General features: G+C 69.1%; 16 protein-coding genes. 5 read left to right on the forward strand and 11 right to left on the reverse strand.

Annotated features, from left to right (window positions below):
* Positions 1-4: 4 nt before the first annotated feature.
* Positions 5-979, reverse strand: coding sequence for a zinc metalloprotease HtpX (gene htpX / locus EGY25_RS07990; RefSeq protein ID WP_135195570.1), 975 nt, complete (start codon positions 977-979; stop codon positions 5-7).
* Positions 980-1,075: 96 nt separating this feature from the next.
* Here htpX and EGY25_RS07995 point away from each other — a divergent pair, with 96 nt between their 5' ends.
* Positions 1,076-1,333 (forward strand): DUF1674 domain-containing protein, encoded by a 258-nt coding sequence (locus EGY25_RS07995; protein WP_167762514.1) that lies wholly within the window; start codon positions 1,076-1,078, stop codon positions 1,331-1,333.
* 98 nt (positions 1,334-1,431) lie between these two features.
* On the forward strand, positions 1,432-2,619 hold the full coding sequence (locus EGY25_RS08000) for a hypothetical protein (protein ID WP_135194477.1): 1,188 nt from the start codon (positions 1,432-1,434) through the stop codon (positions 2,617-2,619).
* A 48-nt stretch (positions 2,620-2,667) separates the two neighbouring features.
* On the opposite strand, the gene pyrF is transcribed toward EGY25_RS08000, so the two are convergent.
* Positions 2,668-3,399, reverse strand: coding sequence for an orotidine-5'-phosphate decarboxylase (pyrF, locus tag EGY25_RS08005; protein ID WP_135194478.1), 732 nt, complete (start codon positions 3,397-3,399; stop codon positions 2,668-2,670).
* Between the two features lie 83 nt (positions 3,400-3,482).
* Between pyrF and EGY25_RS08010 the strand changes: the two genes are divergently transcribed.
* Positions 3,483-4,178, forward strand: coding sequence for a MarC family protein (locus tag EGY25_RS08010; RefSeq protein ID WP_135194479.1), 696 nt, complete (start codon positions 3,483-3,485; stop codon positions 4,176-4,178).
* A gap of 3 nt (positions 4,179-4,181) precedes the next feature.
* On the opposite strand, the gene EGY25_RS08015 is transcribed toward EGY25_RS08010, so the two are convergent.
* Positions 4,182-4,580, reverse strand: a complete 399-nt coding sequence (locus tag EGY25_RS08015; protein WP_135194480.1) for a metallopeptidase family protein — start codon at positions 4,578-4,580, stop codon at positions 4,182-4,184.
* A gap of 130 nt (positions 4,581-4,710) precedes the next feature.
* Here EGY25_RS08015 and EGY25_RS08020 point away from each other — a divergent pair, with 130 nt between their 5' ends.
* The gene (locus EGY25_RS08020) at positions 4,711-7,032 is read left to right on the forward strand and encodes a sensor histidine kinase (protein WP_135194481.1); all 2,322 of its coding nucleotides are present in this window, start codon (positions 4,711-4,713) and stop codon (positions 7,030-7,032) included.
* Here EGY25_RS08020 and EGY25_RS08025 read toward each other — a convergent pair.
* Complete coding sequence (locus EGY25_RS08025; protein WP_135194482.1) at positions 7,029-8,687, reverse strand: M28 family metallopeptidase; 1,659 nt, start codon at positions 8,685-8,687, stop codon at positions 7,029-7,031. The two genes, EGY25_RS08020 and EGY25_RS08025, sit on opposite strands and share 4 nt — an antisense overlap.
* A gap of 38 nt (positions 8,688-8,725) precedes the next feature.
* Positions 8,726-9,955 (reverse strand): NAD(P)/FAD-dependent oxidoreductase, encoded by a 1,230-nt coding sequence (locus tag EGY25_RS08030; RefSeq protein ID WP_135194483.1) that lies wholly within the window; start codon positions 9,953-9,955, stop codon positions 8,726-8,728.
* A gap of 64 nt (positions 9,956-10,019) precedes the next feature.
* Between EGY25_RS08030 and greA the strand changes: the two genes are divergently transcribed.
* The gene (greA, locus tag EGY25_RS08035) at positions 10,020-10,499 is read left to right on the forward strand and encodes a transcription elongation factor GreA (protein ID WP_167762515.1); all 480 of its coding nucleotides are present in this window, start codon (positions 10,020-10,022) and stop codon (positions 10,497-10,499) included.
* A gap of 9 nt (positions 10,500-10,508) precedes the next feature.
* Here the strand turns inward: greA and EGY25_RS08040 are convergent, their stop codons facing one another.
* The 6 genes from EGY25_RS08040 to EGY25_RS08065 are packed head-to-tail and all read right to left on the reverse strand — an operon-like array spanning position 10,509 to position 15,945.
* A complete protein-coding gene (locus EGY25_RS08040) occupies positions 10,509-10,913 on the reverse strand; it encodes a helix-turn-helix domain-containing protein (RefSeq protein ID WP_135194485.1) in 405 nt (134 codons plus the stop codon).
* A 15-nt stretch (positions 10,914-10,928) separates the two neighbouring features.
* Positions 10,929-12,566: an apolipoprotein N-acyltransferase gene (gene lnt / locus EGY25_RS08045; RefSeq protein WP_135194486.1), complete on the reverse strand. Its 1,638-nt coding sequence runs from the start codon at positions 12,564-12,566 to the stop codon at positions 10,929-10,931.
* A gap of 4 nt (positions 12,567-12,570) precedes the next feature.
* Positions 12,571-13,020: an rRNA maturation RNase YbeY gene (gene ybeY / locus EGY25_RS08050; protein ID WP_135194487.1), complete on the reverse strand. Its 450-nt coding sequence runs from the start codon at positions 13,018-13,020 to the stop codon at positions 12,571-12,573.
* Positions 13,017-14,003, reverse strand: coding sequence for a PhoH family protein (locus EGY25_RS08055; protein ID WP_135194488.1), 987 nt, complete (start codon positions 14,001-14,003; stop codon positions 13,017-13,019). Before EGY25_RS08055 ends, ybeY begins: the two co-directional genes overlap by 4 nt.
* Entirely contained in the window at positions 14,003-15,400 is a 1,398-nt protein-coding gene (gene miaB, locus EGY25_RS08060; RefSeq protein ID WP_135194489.1) for a tRNA (N6-isopentenyl adenosine(37)-C2)-methylthiotransferase MiaB, read from the reverse strand. Before miaB ends, EGY25_RS08055 begins: the two co-directional genes overlap by 1 nt.
* 59 nt (positions 15,401-15,459) lie before the next feature.
* On the reverse strand, positions 15,460-15,945 hold the full coding sequence (locus tag EGY25_RS08065) for a Fur family transcriptional regulator (protein WP_135194490.1): 486 nt from the start codon (positions 15,943-15,945) through the stop codon (positions 15,460-15,462).
* Positions 15,946-15,955 lie beyond the last annotated feature (10 nt).

Genomic DNA, 15,955 nt, shown 5'->3' on the forward strand with positions numbered 1-15,955 from the left:
ACGATCAGCCCCAGGGGCCGCGCGGTTCCGTCGGCGTCGCGGGAACACCGGTGGTCGAGGTCGTGAAGCCGGCGGCGGGCCGAGGCTGGGCCAGGTCCGGCGTTCGCGGGCGCGGCTGCATCCCCATCTTGGCGCCCAACTCCAGCAGCGCCTTGACGCGATTGAGCGTCGCCGGGTGGGTCGAGAACAGGTTGTCGGCCCCGCGACCCGCCAGCGGATTGATGATGAACATCTGGCCCGAGGCCGGATTGCGCTCGGCCGTCTGATTGGTGATCCGCTTGGCGTAGGCGTCGATCTTCTGCAGGGCGCTGGCCAGGGCCTGGGGATCGCCCGCGATCTCGGCGCCGACGCGGTCGGCCTCGTATTCGCGGCCCCGGCTGATCGCCATCTGCACCAGGCCGGCGGCCATGGGCGCCAGGATCATCAGGGCCAGGGTTCCGATGATCCCGCCCGGCCGTTCGCGGTCGTCTCCGCCGCCAAAGAACAGGGCGAAGTTGGCCAGGGCCGCGATGGCGCCGGCGATGGTCGCCGTCACCGTCATGATCAGGGTGTCGCGGTTCTTCACATGGGCCAGCTCGTGCGCCATCACCCCGCGCACCTCTTCCCGCGTCAGCATGTCCAGCAGGCCGGTGGTGGCGCAGACGGCCGCGTTCTCGGGATTGCGGCCTGTTGCGAAGGCGTTGGGCTGGTCGTTGGGAATGATGGCGACCTGGGGTTGGGGCAGGCCGGCGTCGCGGGCCATCTGGCGCACATCGGCGACATAGTTCCTGACCACGGCGTTGGGATGCTGCTCGTCGACCGGCTGGGCCCGGTACATCCTCAGCACGATCTTGTCGGCGTTCCAGTAGCTGAACATGTTCATCCCGCCTGCAAACAACAGGGCGATCGCCATGCCGGTCGCGCCGCCGATCAGGTAGCCGACGCCTGTGAACAGGGCCGTCATCGCCGCCAGCAGGATGAAGGTCTTCAGGTGATTCATCGCGGTTCCGTCACCCGATCCGGCCGCTGTGTCTGGCGTCACGGGTTTGATCCTCTATTTGAGAGAAGGCGCATCAAGCCTCAAGGGAGCCGCCCTGTGACCGAACATCCCACCCCCGGCCCGGACAACGACGCCGAAACGGCCTCTGCCGCCCCCGCCTTCAACGCCGATGTACCCCACGCCACGCCCGAACGCCCCGTCAGCGAGGCCGCCCGTCGCGCCCTTCAGGAGGCGGCCGATCGTCGCGCGCACCAGGAGGCGGTGCAGGCGGACACGGAATACGGCGGCCCGTCCGGTCCCGAACCGACCCGTTTCGGCGACTGGGAAAAGAAGGGGTTGGCGGTCGATTTCTGACCTTCTGGTCCAGCCGGCGCGGGTAAAAGGGTTAACGGCGCCTTAAGAAACAGGCACCGGATTTGCCAGTGCAGGGACAACTCAGAGGAGTCTGTCCCGTGACGATACAGTCGATAATCACTGCCGCATCGGCGGCTCTGCTGCTCTCGGCAGCGCCCGCTCTCGCCGGAGGGCCCGGAGGCCACGGCGGCGGCTATGGCGGCGGCCATGGCGGTCAACCCGGCGGCTGCGGCGGCGGATGCGGTGGAGGCGGCTACCAGGGCGGTGGCGGCCATTACGGCGGTGGCGCCTACAACGCCAACCACAACGTCAATGTGAACGTGAACGGCGGGGCCTACGCCAACGCCAATGCGAACGCCTATGCGGGCGCCTCCAGCTATTCGGCGATCAACGCCCGGTCCTATTCCAGCTCGTCCAGCTTCCAGCGCGGCTATGTCGGCGGCGGCACGACCTATGTCGGCAGCGGCGGCTATTCGGACGGCTATTACGGCGGTGGATACGGAGGCGGCGTGAGCACGACGTCGGTCCTGGTCGGCCGTCCGCCTGTCAGCGCGCCGGTCGGCTATCCCGTCTATGGCTTCGGCCGCGACTATATCGGCTGGCGTCCGTATCAGCAGGGCCGCCCGGCGGACTGCAACTGCCGCCCGCCCGTTCGCCCGCCGGTGCGTTACGAACAGCGCTATGAGCAGCATTACGAGCAGGGCTACGTCGATCAGCCGCCGGTCTATGTCCAGGGCCCGCCGGTCCAGGTCGCGCCGCAGCGCATCTATGTCGCGCCTTCGCAGGTGAACTTCGCGCCGCCCCAGATCGAAATGGGACCGCCCACCTATATCGAGCAACCGCCCATCTATGTGCAGGCGCCGCCGGTCAACATCGGGCCTCAGCGCGTCCAGGTCGCCGCGTCTCAGGTGAACATGGCCCCGCCGCAGATCGAGACGGGCGGTCCCGTCTATGTCGATCAGGCCCCGGTCTATGTGCAGTCGGCCCCGGTCAACATCGGCCCGCAACGCATCCAGGTCGCCCCCGGCCAGGTCAACATGGCCCCGCCCCAAATCGAGACCGGCGGCCCGGTCTATGTCGATCAGTCGCCCGTCTATGTGCAGTCCGCGCCGGTCAACGTCGCCCCGGCCCAGATCTACGTCGCCCCGCCGGAGGTGAACACCATGCCTCCGCCTCCCCCTCCGCCGCCGTCAGGCTACTACGGCGATCTGCCGCCGCCCGAAGCGCCCGCGCCACACGCGCCGCCGCGCCACGGCTATGCCCAGGAGCCGGGCGAGCGGGGCTGATCGCCCCGCGATAGGACAACCTAAGACGAAAGGTCGCCCTGGTCTGTCTCAGATCAGGGCGATCTGCTGTGCGATCTCTTGCGCCGCCGCGCGGGGATCGGCCGAGGCCGTGATCGGCCGGCCGATGACCAGATGGGTGGCGCCGGCTTCAAGAGCCGCCTGCGGGGTCGCCGCTCGCGCCTGGTCGTCCAGCGCCGCGCCGACCGGCCGAACGCCCGGCGTCACGATCAGGAAGTCCGGCCGCCCCGCCGCGACGGCCAAGGCCCGCACGCGCGCCGCCTCGTGCGGGCTGGAGACGACGCCGTCGATGCCGGCGTCCAGCGCCTGACGCACGCGTCGCTCCACCAGTTCGCCCGGCGACAGGCTGTGGTCGTCGGCCGACAGATCCTCGGCCGTCAGACTGGTCAGGACCGTGACGCCCAGCACCTTCATGTTCGACCCGGCGGCCCCGCGCGCCGCCGCCGCCATCACCTGCGGTCGCGCATGGACGGTCAGCAGATCGCAGTCGGCGTCCGCCAGGTTGGCCGTCGCCTTCTCCACCGTCGCGCCGATGTCATGCAGTTTCCAGTCCAGGAAGATCTTGCGCCCTTGCGCCTTCAGCTCGCGCGCCAGGTCCATGCCCCCGACCGCGAACAGCTGGAGTCCGATCTTGTAGAAGCCCACGGCGTCCCCGATCCGCGTGACCAGGGCGGCGGCCTCAGACGTCGTCGGCACGTCCAGGGCGCAGATGATCCGTTCGTCAGGTGCGCGATTGGGCGTCGCTGTGTTGGTCTGGGTCATCGACGGACTCGCGCTTAGCGGCTATGCCGGACATGAGGGCGCGTCGGCAGGGCGGCGTGATGGATTGAGGGCGAGGGCAGGCGATGAACGCAGTCGATTTGGGTGTCAACCTGTTCGTGACCCTGTTCGCCCTGCTGGACCCGATCGGCAATCTGCCGATCTTCGCCGCCGCGACGGCGGGCGCGACCTTGCGTCAGCGAATTTCCGTCTCGGCCCTGATCTGCGCCTTCGCCGCCGTCTTCCTGGCCTTCTTCCTGTTCACGGGCCTTGGCCTGCTGCAGTTCTTCGGCATTTCGCTGGCGGCGTTCCGCATCGCCGGGGGCATTCTGCTGCTGTTCCTGGGTCTGGACATGGCGCGCGGCGACTTCCTGGCCATGTTCGCCGACAAGGACGCCCTGGCCGACACCAAGGACGTGCGCGGCTATGCCCGCCGCCGGTTCCAGCGCCTGGTCGTGCCCTTCGCCATTCCGCTGATGATCGGCCCCGGCGCCATATCCGCCGTCATCATCCAGGCGGGCGAGGCGGCCAAGCTGGGTTATGCGGGGACCATGGGGTCGCTGGCCGCCATCACCGCCGCCTGCGCCGTCTCCTTCGTCTGTTTCGCCCTGACCGGGTCGCTCAGCCGCCTGCTGGGCGAGGTCGGCATGGCCATCATCGTGCGCGTGCTGGGTCTGATCCTGTGCGCCCTGGCGATCCAGTTCATCCTGCTGGGTCTGGGCGAGGCCATTCCCGGCATGATCTCCGGCGCGGTGACGACGCCCTATCCGGCGGCGAAGTAGGCTTCAGTCCTCTTCGTCCTCGATGGCGTGGATGTCGTCGTCGGTCAGGCCCAGGTGGTGGCCGATCTCGTGGATCAGGACGTGGGCGATCAGTTCGGCGATCCCCACGTCGCCGCGCTCGCACCATTCGTCCAGGATCGGGCGGCGGTAGAGGAAGACCCGCGACGGCTCGGCCGCCGGCCCCAGACTGTCGCGCCGACCGATGTCCACGCCGTGATACAGGCCCGTCAGCTCGAACGGATCCTCGATCTCCATCTCCGCCAGCGTCGCCTCGTCGGCGAAGTCGTCGATGCGGATGACCACCTCGCCCGCCGCCTGTCTGAAAGGCCCCGGCAGGGCGTCGAACGCCTCTTGCGCCAGCCTGGCGAAGTCGTCGAGGGAGGGGGCGATCGCGTCGGTCATGACTGCGATATCGCGGTCCCTAGGGGGCGGCGCAACGGGGCGCGATGACGCGATCACGAGACTGCCGCTTTTTCGCGCGCTTGGGGTATGGTTACCGAATCGGGGCGCAGACCTTTCTCCAGGGACACGAATGGCCGAGGCCGACATCGCCTATGTCGCCACAGCGGGCGCAGCCGGACTGGCCATGGCCGTCAGCGCCTGGGCCTTGCTGCTGCGCGGACGGCTGAACGAGACGGCGATCCAGGCCGAGCGCGAGCGGGTCGAGGCCCTGGCGGACCTCAGCCGTCACGACGCCATGCTGCGCGCTTTCGACGACGTCAGCCTGGCCCTGACGCCGGCCGGCGAGGCGGCCGGCGCGCCCATCGGCTCGGCCGAACTGATCGCGCGGCTGGCGGGCGACAGCGACGAGGTCGGGGCCGCCGTTCTGGCCAAGCTCAAGATCACCCATGACGCCCTGATCGAGGCCCTGGTGCAGTCGGGCCAGGCGTTCGAAGGTTTGGTCGCGCTGGACGACGTCGAGCCGTGGCGGATCGAGGGGCGGGTCGCGGGCGGTTCGGCCTGGCTGCGGCTGTCGCCCGCGTCGCGCTTCACCCTAACCGGCGCCGATGCGACCGAAAGCGGCCTGGCCATGCTGGGCGACGCCTCGCCCATGCCGACCTGGGTCGTGGACGGGACCGGAAAGCTGGCCTGGGCCAACCGCGCCTGGTTGGCCGAGATCAACGCCGAAACCATCGAAGCCGCCATCGAGGAAGGCCTGTCGTTCGACCGCGGGGCGGACGCCCTGGTCGCCGAGGCCGCGCGGCTGGGCGTGCGCCAGGAAGGCTTCCGCTGGACGACCGGCGGGGGGGCGCGCCGCGCCTGGCGCATCATCGCGGAACCGGCGGGCGGCGGGGCCGTCACCGCCTTCGCCATCGAGGTGACCGAGGCGGAAGAGACGCGCGACACCCTGCGCCGCCACGTCGAAGCCCATGACGAGACGCTGAACCATTTGGCCGACGCCGTCGCCATCTTCGGCCCGCAAAAGCGCCTGGCCTTCCACAACACCGCCTTCCAGACCCTGTTCGACATCGACGCGGCATGGCTGGACGAACGCCCGACCCATGCCGAGCTTCTGGACCGCCTGCGCCAGCGTCGCAGCCTGCCCGAGGTGGTCGATTACGCGGGCTGGAAGGCGCGCGAGCTTGAGTTCTATGGCGCGTCCGAGGCCTCGCCGGACGACAGCTGGTCGCTGCCGGACGGGCGCACCCTGCGCGTCGTGCGCCAGCCGCACCCGCTGGGCGGCATATTGCTGATCTTCTCGGACATCACCGACGAACTGAAACTGCGCAGCCGGTTCAACGCCCAGATCCAGGTTCAGCGCGCGACCCTGGACAAGCTGAACGATGCGGTCGCCGTGTTCGGCTCGGACGGTCGGCTGAGGCTGCACAACGAGGCGTTCGAGACCTTCTGGAACCTGTCGGTCGACCGGATCGCGGCGGCGTCGGACTTCGACGCCCTGGCCGAACTGTGCAAGGCGGTGCTGCCCGATCCGGCCCTGTGGCTGGGGCTGAAGGCGCGCGTCGCCGATCCCGATCCCGAGAGCCGCGTGGCGATCTCAGGCGAAGGCCGCACCGTCGATGGACGCGTCGCCGCCTGGCAGACCCGCCCCCTGCCGGACGGCGCGACCCTGGTCGCCTTCTCGGATGTGACCGCCCGGCGCGGCCTGGAACAGGCCCTGGTCCAGCGTGAACAGGCTCTGGCCGAAAGCCAGGCGCTGAAACGCGAGTTCGTCGGCAGCGTCTCCTATGAGCTGCGCACCCCCCTGACGACCATCGTCGGCTATTCCGAACTGCTGGAGACCATGGGCGACCTGCCCGAGCGCAGTCGCCAGCACGCCGGCGCCATCCGCATCGCCGCCAGCCAGCTGGCCCGCTCCATCGACGATGTGCTGGACATGGCCCAGATCGACGCCGGCGAGATGGAGCTGTCTCTGGGCGACATGCGCGTCAGCGATCTGCTGAACCAGGCAGCCGAGAAGGTTCGTGCGCGGGTCGAGGGACGCGGCGCGACGCTGACCGTCTCGTGTCCCGCCGACCTCAAGCCGATCCGCGCCGACGAGCACCGCATCGGTCAGGCCCTGGATCATCTGCTGGAAAACGCCGCCCGCGCCGTGTCCGAGGGCGGGGCGGTCGAGCTGAAGGCCGAGACCGGCCCGTCCGAAATCCGCCTGACCGTGTCCGACACCGGGCGCGGCATCCCCTATCACCTGCAGGCCCATGTCTTCGACCGCTTCGTGCGGCGCGAACGGGGCGGCCCCGGCGTCGGCCTGGCCCTGGTCAAGGCCCTGGTCGAACTGCACGGCGGCTGGGCCGAGGTGGAAAGCGAGCCCGGCAAGGGCGCCGCCTTCATCCTGCACCTGCCGCTGGGCGCCGCGACCACCGCCGCCGCGCCCGAGCTTCAGCTGGAACTCTAGCGCCGCGACGCTTTCGACGCATCGCGCGCCGGGCCGAACTCGGCGCCTGCGTTCCATTCCGGCCATTGATCGCTGTCCGCCAGCTCGCGTCCGACGGCGTAGATCAGGGCCACGTCTGCGGCTGCGGCGTCCATTTTCCAGGTCGCATCCCATTCGTCCGTGGGCTGATGATAGCGGTTCTGGACATAGTCTCGGCTGGCGGCGCTGGCGCCTGTGAAGCCCGCCGCCGGGAACAGGGCCGGCACGCCGCGCAGGGCCAGGGGGAAATGGTCGGAGCGATAGAAGGCCCCGGCCTGGGGCGCAGGGTCGGCGATCAGGGTGCGGCCGGCTTCCGTCGCGTGGCGCGCCAGAACATCGTCCAGCTGGTTCTTGCCCTTGCCGATGACCACGACATTGGAGTCGATCTCGGTTCCCGGCAGCAGGCTGTCGACGTTGATGTTGGCGACCGTCGTTTCCAGCGGCCAGACCGGATTGGCGGCGTAATAGGTCGAGCCCAGCAGGCCCGCCTCTTCGCCCGACCAGGCGGCGAAGACGACCGACCGTTTGGGGCGCGGACCGTCGGCGAAGGCGTGGGCCAGCTCCAGCAGGGCCGCGACGCCGGTCGCATTGTCCACTGCCGCGTTATAGATCTTGTCGCCCTGGGCGTTCGGGGTGCCGACGCCGTAGCCGTCCCAGTGGGCGCCGTACATCACGGTCTCGTCCGGGCGTTCGGCGCCGGGGATGCGGGCGATGACGTTCTTGGTCTCCACCTTGTCGGCGATCTGGCCGAAGTCCACGCTCATGGTCAGGCCGGGCAGGACGACGGGCTTGAAGTGGGCGCTGCGGGCGCTGTCCTTCAGGGCGGCGAAATCCAGGCCGGCGGCGGTGAACAGTTCTTCGGCCTTGGCGCGCTGGATCCAGCCCTGGAAGGGCGCGCGCTCGGCGTCGGGATCGGCGCGGACGATGTCGAACTTGGGCGCGGCGGACGAATTCTGCAGCGTGGACCAGCCGTAGCCGGCGCCTTCAGTCTCATGCACCACCAGCACGCCCGCGGCGCCGCGACGGCCCGCCTCCTGGAACTTGTAGGTCCAGCGGCCATAGAAGGTCATGGCGTTACCGTCGAACTTTCCGGCGACGGGATCGCCTTCGGGGGCCTGGAAGTCGGGATCGTTGACCAGGACGACGATGACCTTGCCGCGCACGTCCACGTCCTTGAAATCGTCCCACTGGCGCTCCGGTGCGGTCGCGCCATAGCCGACGAAGACCACGGGCGCGTCGGTCACGGTGATGTGGTCGGTCGGGCGGTCGCTGGAAACCAGCACGTCAGGCCCGCGTTCCAGGTTGATCCTCCTGCCGCTGACGGTCGCGGCGACAGTCGCCGGTCCGTCCTGGCGCGTGCGCGACAGGTGGGCGACCTGGACGAAGGCGCCGTCCGGCCCGCCGCCCTGGGCGCCCGCAGCGCGGAACTGTTCGACCAGCCAGGCGACGGTCTTCTCCTCGCCGGGAGAGGCGGGGGCGCGGCCCTCGAACTCGTCCGAGGCCAGGACCCGCACCGATTCGTTCATCCGCGCGGCGTCGATGTTCGGCGCGGCCTCCTGCGCCAGGGCGGGGGAATAGGCCATCATCAGGGCGAGGGTAGAAACGGCGGCCTTGAGACAGAGGGGGGCGTGGCGCATCGGGAACTCCTAAATCGAACCGCCCGACCCTGCCGTTCTCAGTCCCGGCTGTCGAGCCAGTCGATGACGCCGGCTGCGGCGACCACGCCTGAGGCGAAGCTGGCCTGAAGCAGATAACCGCCGGTCGGCGCCTCCCAGTCCAGCATCTCGCCGGCGACGAAGACGCCCGGTCGCGCCTTCAGCATCAGCCGTTCGTCCACGCCGTCCAGCGCGACGCCGCCCGCCGAGGAAATGGCCCGTTCCAGCCCCTGCACGCCCGTCAAGGTCAAAGGCGTGGCCTTGATCCGTTCGGCGATGGCGCGGGGCGAGGCGGGCAGGGGGCCGGCTTCGTACAGCAGGGCGACGGCGGCGGGATCGAGCCCGACCGCCTTGCGCAGATGGTTCGACAGGCTGGCCTTGCCGCGCGGCTTCGACAGCCGGTCGGTCAGCTTGCCGACCGCCACGTCCGGCTTCAGGTCGATCTGGATATCGGCGCGGCAGTCCGTCTCGACCGTCGTCCTCAGCGCGGCGGACAGCGCATAGATAGCGCCGCCTTCGATGCCGTAGCGGGCGATCATCGCCTCGCCGCGCGCCGTCCGGTCGCCATGGGTGACGGCGACGCCCTTCAGAGGCTGGCCGGCGAAGCGGTCACGGAACAGGGGGGACCATGCGACGTCGAAACCGACATTGGCGGGTCGGAACGGCGTAACGGATGCGCCGGCCGCTTCGAGCCACGGCGCCCAGACCCCATCCGAACCCAGACGCGGCCAGCTGGCGCCGCCCAGGGCCAGAACCACGGCGTCAGGCCGTTCCAACCGTTCGCCGTCCGGTGTCTCGAACGCCAGCGCCCGGTCGCGCCAGCCGACCCAGCGCGACCGGGTGCGGATCTCGACGTTCAGTTCGCTCAACCGCGCCAGCCAGGCCCGTACGAGGGGCGAGGCTTTCATCGCCCTGGGAAACACCCGGCCGCTGGATCCGACGAAGGTCTCCTGTCCCAGGGCCTCGACCCAGGCGGTCAGGTCGGTAGGCGTGAACCGGTCGATCCAGGCGGCGGCCGTCGGCTGGGCCGAGCCATAGCGGGTGGTGAAACGGTCCAGCGGTTCCGAATGGGTTAGGTTCAGCCCGCCCCGACCGGCCATCAGCATCTTGCGGGCGACCGACGGCATCCGCTCGTGCACCACCACGGTCGCTCCCGCTTGCGCCAGCCGCTCAGCGGCCATCAGTCCGGCGGGACCGGCGCCGATCACATGGACAGTTCGGGAGGGCGTCGGGCGAGGGGACTGTTGCATGGCGTCGCTTTGCGCGCTTGCGGCGGCGCTGGCTATAGGCAGCAGCGTCGCTATGTTCCGTACCATGAGCGTTGCATTCACCCGCGAAGAAGATCTCGAAGCCACCGCCGCCGACCTGGCGGACCGCCCCATCTCGCCCCATCCCAATCTGGTCACGCCTGAAGGGCTGGCGATGATCGAGGCCGAACTGGCCTCCGCGCGCGCGGCCTATACCGCCGCCCAAATGAAGGGCTCCATCGAGAGCGACCGCACCGCCATGGCGCGCGCGACGCGGGATCTGCGCTACTGGTCCGCGCGCCGGGCCTCGGCCCAGCTGGTGGAGCCGACGGAGAACGACGGCGCCGTGCGGTTCGGCGGCTCGGTCTCGATCGAACGCGAGGACGGTCGCGCCCAGACCTGGCGCATCGTCGGCGAGGACGAGGCCGATCCGGCCGCCGGCTCGGTCAGCCATGTCTCGCCCTTGGCCCGCGCCGTCGTGGGCAAGCGGGTCGGCGACGAAGTTATGGTGGCGGGCCAGTCGGCGGAGATCGTCGCCGTCAGCTAGGCTTTAGGGCTAGGCTTCCTCGTCGCCCAGCATGTCGCGCATCATGTCCAGGATTAGCTTTTGCTTGCGCGGCGGCAGGCGTGGCGCGAGGCGGCTGATCTCGACGCTGTTCTTCGTCGGCTTGTGTTCGTGGTCGAAGGCGGGCGCCGCCTCTTCGGCCAGACCCGGCTGGGCGCCGGCGTAGCCTTCGAAGAAGAAGGGGATGCCGACCTTCATGAAGTCGGCCATTTCGAACAGTTTCGAGGCCGAGACGCGGTTGGTGCCCTTCTCGTACTTTTGCACCTGCTGGAAGCTGACGCCGACGGCCTTGGCCAGGGCGGTCTGGGTCAGGCCCAGGTCCAGACGCTTTTCCTGAACGCGACGGCCGACATGGCGATCGACGGGATGCGGATCCTCGTCCTTCTCACGCGCCATCGCCGTTTCCCTGCTTCAGATCGCCAACCGATTCGAGCGAACCCTAGATCGTAAAATTAACGGCCACAAGGATAGGAGGAACGCGGTTAGCGCAGCCAAGAAGAACGGCCAGTCGCCGAACCGACCATAGGGGGTGATGCCGGTCGGGCGCGGCAGCGGCGCGTCGATCACACCCATGACGCCCGGGTCCAGCCGTTGGCCGTCCACGATCCTGCCCCAGGGGTCGATCATGGCCGAAATCCCCGTCGGCGTGGCCCGCGCGATGGGCAGGCCGGTCTCGATGGCGCGATAACTGGCCAGGTTCAGGTGCTGGCGCGGGCCGGATGTGGCGCCGAACCAGGCGTCGTTGGACGCATTGACGATCCACTCGGGCCGCCCCGCCGCGCCGGGCGTGAAGCCGGGGTAGAGGCTCTCGTAGCAGATCAGCACCTGGGCCGGAGGTGCGCCGGGGAAGGAGATCGGCGCCGGCGTGGGCCCGGCGGAAAAGTCGCTGGGCATATGCACCAGGCTGCGCAGGCCGATGGCGGTCATGATCGACCCCAGCGGCAGGTATTCGCCGAACGGCACCAGCCGGTGCTTGTCATAGACGGCGGCGACCCTCAGGCCCGCCCCGCCTTCGTCGGCCAGGGCGAACAGGCTGTTGTAATAACGGCCGCCCTCCGGCGCCCTTGGGTCCGCCTCGCCGCGCGCCAGACCCATCAGCAGGGTCTGTCCGGGCCGCAAGGCGCCGGCTATGGCCTGGGCGTCGGCCGAGGCGAAGACATCGTTGGCGGAGGCCGGCAGTGCGCCCTCGGGCCAGACCACGACATCGGGCGTGCGCGCCGCCGCCTGACCCGTCAGGGCGACGTAACGATCGACGATGGAGCGATAGGCCTCGGGCGACCATTTGGTCTCCTGCTTCACATCGGCCTGAACCAGCCGCACGACCGTGTCGGTGAACTGCAGATCCGATTGCGCCAGCCTGACCGCGCCGAACGTGCCGACGCCGATCAGAGCCAGCGCGCCCAGGCCGGCGGAAATCAGGCGGCTACGCTTCGCGCCGGGCCCGATCAGGGGCGCGAAGGCCGCCGTCGCGGCGACGGTGACGAGGCTCAGTCCATAGACGCCGACGACCGAGGCGAACTGGGACATGCCGCCGCCCGCACGCCAGGTCGCGCCAGCCGGATTCCAGGGGAAGCCCGTCAGCACATGGCCGCGCAGCCATTCGGCGGCGCAGAACAGTGTGGCGAACAACAGCACCCGCACCGCGCCCAGCGGCGCCCAGCGGCGATACAGGGCCGTCGCCGTCCCCCAGAACAGACCCAGGCCAGCGGGCAACAGGCTGGCGGCGAAGGGCGCCATCCACGCCTGTTCGGGATTGACGAAGAAGGCCTCGGCCACCCACCAGCAGCCCACGAAGAAATAGGCGAAGCCCGCCAGCCACCCCATCCAGAAGGCGCCGCGCACCGTGTCCGACCGCTCCGACAGGATCATCAGCAGCGGATAGCCCAGCAAGCCGATCAGCACGCCGAACGGGGGATGGGCGAAGGCGGTCCCGGCCCCGGCCAGCAGCGCCAGGACGATACGGATCAGACGCCACGTCAGGGCGCGTTTCTTGTCGGGCAGGGCCCGGATCGGGGCGGCGAAACGGTCCAGCAGGGCGTCGGGAAACATGGGGTCAGTCCTGCTGCTCGGATGCGTAAGGGTCGGCGACGCCGATCTGGGCCAGGATCTCGCGCTCCTCGGCTTCCATCTCCTCGGCCTCGGCGTCGTCCTCGTGGTCGCGGCCCAAGAGGTGCAGCACGCCGTGAACGACCAGATGGCTCAGATGGTCGGCCAGGGTCTTGCCCTGGGCCTCGGCTTCAGTCGCGCAGACGCCGTAGGCCAGGACGATGTCGCCCAGATGCGGGGCGGCGTTTTCCGGCGCGGGGAAGGACAGGACATTGGTCGGCTTGTCCTTGTCGCGAAACCGGGCGTTCAGCTCGCGAACGGCGTCGTCGTCGGTCAGCAGGACGACGATGTTGCCCTCCACCGTGCCCTGCGCGACCCGCGCCGCGCGTTCGACGATCGCCTCGGCATCCGGCAGGGCGCCGGTCCAGGCCTCAGCCTCGACTTCAATCTCGATCATGCGGGGTCTTCGAGGTCCGGGGCCGGACGTCCTTTCGCGGCGTCGGCGTCATAGGCGCGCACGATCCGCTCGACCATGGCGTGACGCACCACGTCCGAGGCCTCGAACTTCAGGACGCCGACGCCCTTGACCCCGTCCAGGATGCGCAGGGCGTGGGCCAGGCCGGAATCGCGCGGGTTCAGCAAGTCGATCTGCGACGGATCACCCGTCACCACCATCCGTGCGCCTTCGCCCAGGCGCGTCAGCACCATCTTCATTTGCAGCCGGCTGGTGTTCTGGGCCTCGTCGACGATGACGAAGGCGTGGCTGAGGGTACGGCCGCGCATGAAGGCGATGGGGGCGGCTTCGATCTCGCCCTTGTCGCGGCGGCGCTGCACGTCCTCGGCGCCTAGGATGTCGTTCAGCGCCTCCCAGATCGGGGCCAGATAGGGATCGACCTTCTCGTTCAGATCGCCGGGCAAGAAACCCAGCTTCTCGCCCGCCTCGACCGCAGGGCGGGTGATGACCAGACGGTCCACCTGTCCCCGCCGAAGCAGCGAGGCGCCGTAAGCCGCCGCCAGGAAGGTCTTGCCGGTGCCGGCCGGGCCGACGCCGAAGCTGAGTTCGCACCGCCCCAGCATGTCCAGATAGGCGGCCTGGGCCTTGGTCTTGGGCACGATGGAGCCGCGCTTGCCGCCCGGAAGCGACACGCCCGCCGCCGCCATGCCGGGCGTGCCCTTGCCGCCGCGCGCCTGACCCAGGGCCGCGCGCACGTCGGCCTCGGTAACCTCGGCGCCCAGGGCCGCGCGCTTGGCCAGGTCCTCGATCACCTGGCGCGCATCGGTGCGGTCGCGCGTGCCGCCGTTGACCGAGACCCCGCCGCCCGGCGCCTCGACCAGCACCTTGAAGGCGTCCTCGATCAGGGCGACGTGACGGCTGTTCGGCCCGACGACCGCACGCAGCTCGGCGTCATTCAAAGGGACGAATTCGGACTCACGCGCCATCAAGCAGCCTTTTGCTGGGAACTGAGACGACCCATCAGACTGTTCTGCTGGCCCGCAACGATCTCGACCGGAACGATCTGGCCGATCAGATGATCCGCGTCGTCGACGTGGACCGATTGCAGATATGGGGATCGACCGATGGCTTGGCGACGGTGGCCGTGTCGGCCGGGCTTGTCGAACAGCACATTCAGGGTCCGGCCCGCCTGGGCGAGGTTGAATGCGGTCTGCTGTTCGGTCAGCAGGGCGATCAGCCGGTGCAGTCGTTCCTTGGCGACCTCCGGCTCGACCTGTTTGCTCATGCCCGCCGCCGGCGTGCCGGGACGCGGCGAATAGGCGAAGGCGAAGGCCCCGGCGTAGTTCACGCGCCGCACCAGATCGAGCGTGTCCTCGAACTCCCGATCCGTCTCACCGGGGAAGCCGACGATGAAGTCGCCCGCGATGGCGATATCCGGCCGTGCAGTGCGGATGCGGTCGATCAGGTCGAAATATTTCTGACGCCCGTGCTTACGGTTCATCGCCCGCAGGATCCGGTCCGACCCCGCCTGAACCGGCAGGTGCAGATAGGGCATCAAGGCGTCCAGATCGCCATGGGCGGCGATCAACTCATCAGCCATGTCGTTGGGATGGCTGGTCGTATAGCGGATGCGGTCCAGGCCGGGGATCGCGGCCAGGGCATAGGCGAGTTCCGCCAGGGTCGCCTTCTTCCCGTCCGGCCGTTCGCCGTCATAGGCGTTGACGTTCTGACCCAGCAGAGTGACTTCGCGCACCCCGCGCCCGGCCAGGCGCCGCGCCTCTTCCAGCACCGAGGCCAGCGGCCGCGACCATTCGGCGCCGCGCGTATAGGGCACGACGCAGAAGGTGCAGAACTTGTCGCAGCCTTCCTGCACCGTCAGGAAGGCGGTCGGCCCCTCGGTGAAGCGCGTGGCGGGCAGGGCGTCGAACTTGTCGTCGGGGGCGAAGTCGGCGCCGATCCGCTCGCCCCGCGCCCGCGCTGTGCGGGTCAACAGTTCGGGCAGCTGGTGATAGGCCTGGGGACCGACGACGATGTCCACGGCGGGCTGGCGACGCATGATCTCCTCGCCCTCGGCCTGGGCGACGCAGCCGGCGACGGCGATGGTCAGGTCCCTGCCCGTCTCGCGTCGGATGTCGCGCATCTCGCGCAGCTTGCCGAGCTCGGAATAGATCTTCTCGGCCGCCTTCTCGCGGATATGGCAGGTGTTCAGGATGACGAAGTCGGCGGCCTTCACATCGTCGGTGACGGCATAGCCGAGCGGGCGCAGCACGTCGGCCATGCGCTCGCTGTCATAGACGTTCATCTGACAGCCGTAGGTCTTGATGAACAGACGCTTCTCGGGCGCCGCCATCGCTTCGGCCGTTGGGACCAGGGTTTCAGTCATTGCGGGCTTATGATCGCCCATGCCCCTGACGACAAGGCGCGCCCCGACAAGACGGGCGTTCAGCCTGCATCCACATCGGCGGGATCGACCCGCGCGGCGTGGCGCGTGAAGATCAGGCCTTCGCGCTTGGACGGCTCGGCGCCCTCGATCGCCACGCCGTAAAGCTCCAGCTTGTGGCCGATCAGCTGGAAGCCCAGCCGTTCCGCGATCTCGGTCTTCAGGCGCTCGATCTCGGCGTCGAAGAACTCGATCACCTCGCCCGACTTGGTGTCGATCAGGTGGTCGTGGTGGTCGTCACCCGCTTCTTCGTAGCGGCTGCGGCCATCGCCGAAGTCATGCTTCTCGACCACGCCCGCCTCTTCGAACAGGCGCACGGTGCGATAGACGGTGGCGATCGAGATGTGGGGGTCGATGGCCGAGGCGCGGCGGTACAACTCCTCGACATCGGGATGGTCTTCGGCGTTCGACAACACGCGGGCGATCACCCGACGCTGTTCGGTCATACGCATGCCGCGGTCGGCGCAAAGTTTTTCGATCCGGTCCATGACCCTAGAA

It is taken from the genome of Brevundimonas intermedia, from assembly GCF_004614235.1.
Taxonomy (GTDB): Bacteria; Pseudomonadota; Alphaproteobacteria; order Caulobacterales; family Caulobacteraceae; genus Brevundimonas; species Brevundimonas intermedia_A.

Coding starts and splice junctions, on each gene's coding strand:
- EGY25_RS08055 (WP_135194488.1), bottom strand. CDS start 14,003: ATGGCGCGTGAGTCCGAATTCGTCCCTTTGAATGACGCCGAGCTGCGT.
- EGY25_RS08025 (WP_135194482.1), bottom strand. CDS start 8,687: ATGCGCCACGCCCCCCTCTGTCTCAAGGCCGCCGTTTCTACCCTCGCC.
- EGY25_RS08065 (WP_135194490.1), bottom strand. CDS start 15,945: ATGGACCGGATCGAAAAACTTTGCGCCGACCGCGGCATGCGTATGACC.
- EGY25_RS08020 (WP_135194481.1), top strand. CDS start 4,711: ATGGCCGAGGCCGACATCGCCTATGTCGCCACAGCGGGCGCAGCCGGA.
- ybeY (WP_135194487.1), bottom strand. CDS start 13,020: ATGATCGAGATTGAAGTCGAGGCTGAGGCCTGGACCGGCGCCCTGCCG.
- EGY25_RS08030 (WP_135194483.1), bottom strand. CDS start 9,955: ATGCAACAGTCCCCTCGCCCGACGCCCTCCCGAACTGTCCATGTGATC.
- greA (WP_167762515.1), top strand. CDS start 10,020: ATGAGCGTTGCATTCACCCGCGAAGAAGATCTCGAAGCCACCGCCGCC.
- htpX (WP_135195570.1), bottom strand. CDS start 979: ATGAATCACCTGAAGACCTTCATCCTGCTGGCGGCGATGACGGCCCTG.
- miaB (WP_135194489.1), bottom strand. CDS start 15,400: ATGACTGAAACCCTGGTCCCAACGGCCGAAGCGATGGCGGCGCCCGAG.
- pyrF (WP_135194478.1), bottom strand. CDS start 3,399: ATGACCCAGACCAACACAGCGACGCCCAATCGCGCACCTGACGAACGG.
- EGY25_RS08040 (WP_135194485.1), bottom strand. CDS start 10,913: ATGGCGCGTGAGAAGGACGAGGATCCGCATCCCGTCGATCGCCATGTC.
- EGY25_RS08010 (WP_135194479.1), top strand. CDS start 3,483: ATGAACGCAGTCGATTTGGGTGTCAACCTGTTCGTGACCCTGTTCGCC.
- EGY25_RS08015 (WP_135194480.1), bottom strand. CDS start 4,580: ATGACCGACGCGATCGCCCCCTCCCTCGACGACTTCGCCAGGCTGGCG.
- lnt (WP_135194486.1), bottom strand. CDS start 12,566: ATGTTTCCCGACGCCCTGCTGGACCGTTTCGCCGCCCCGATCCGGGCC.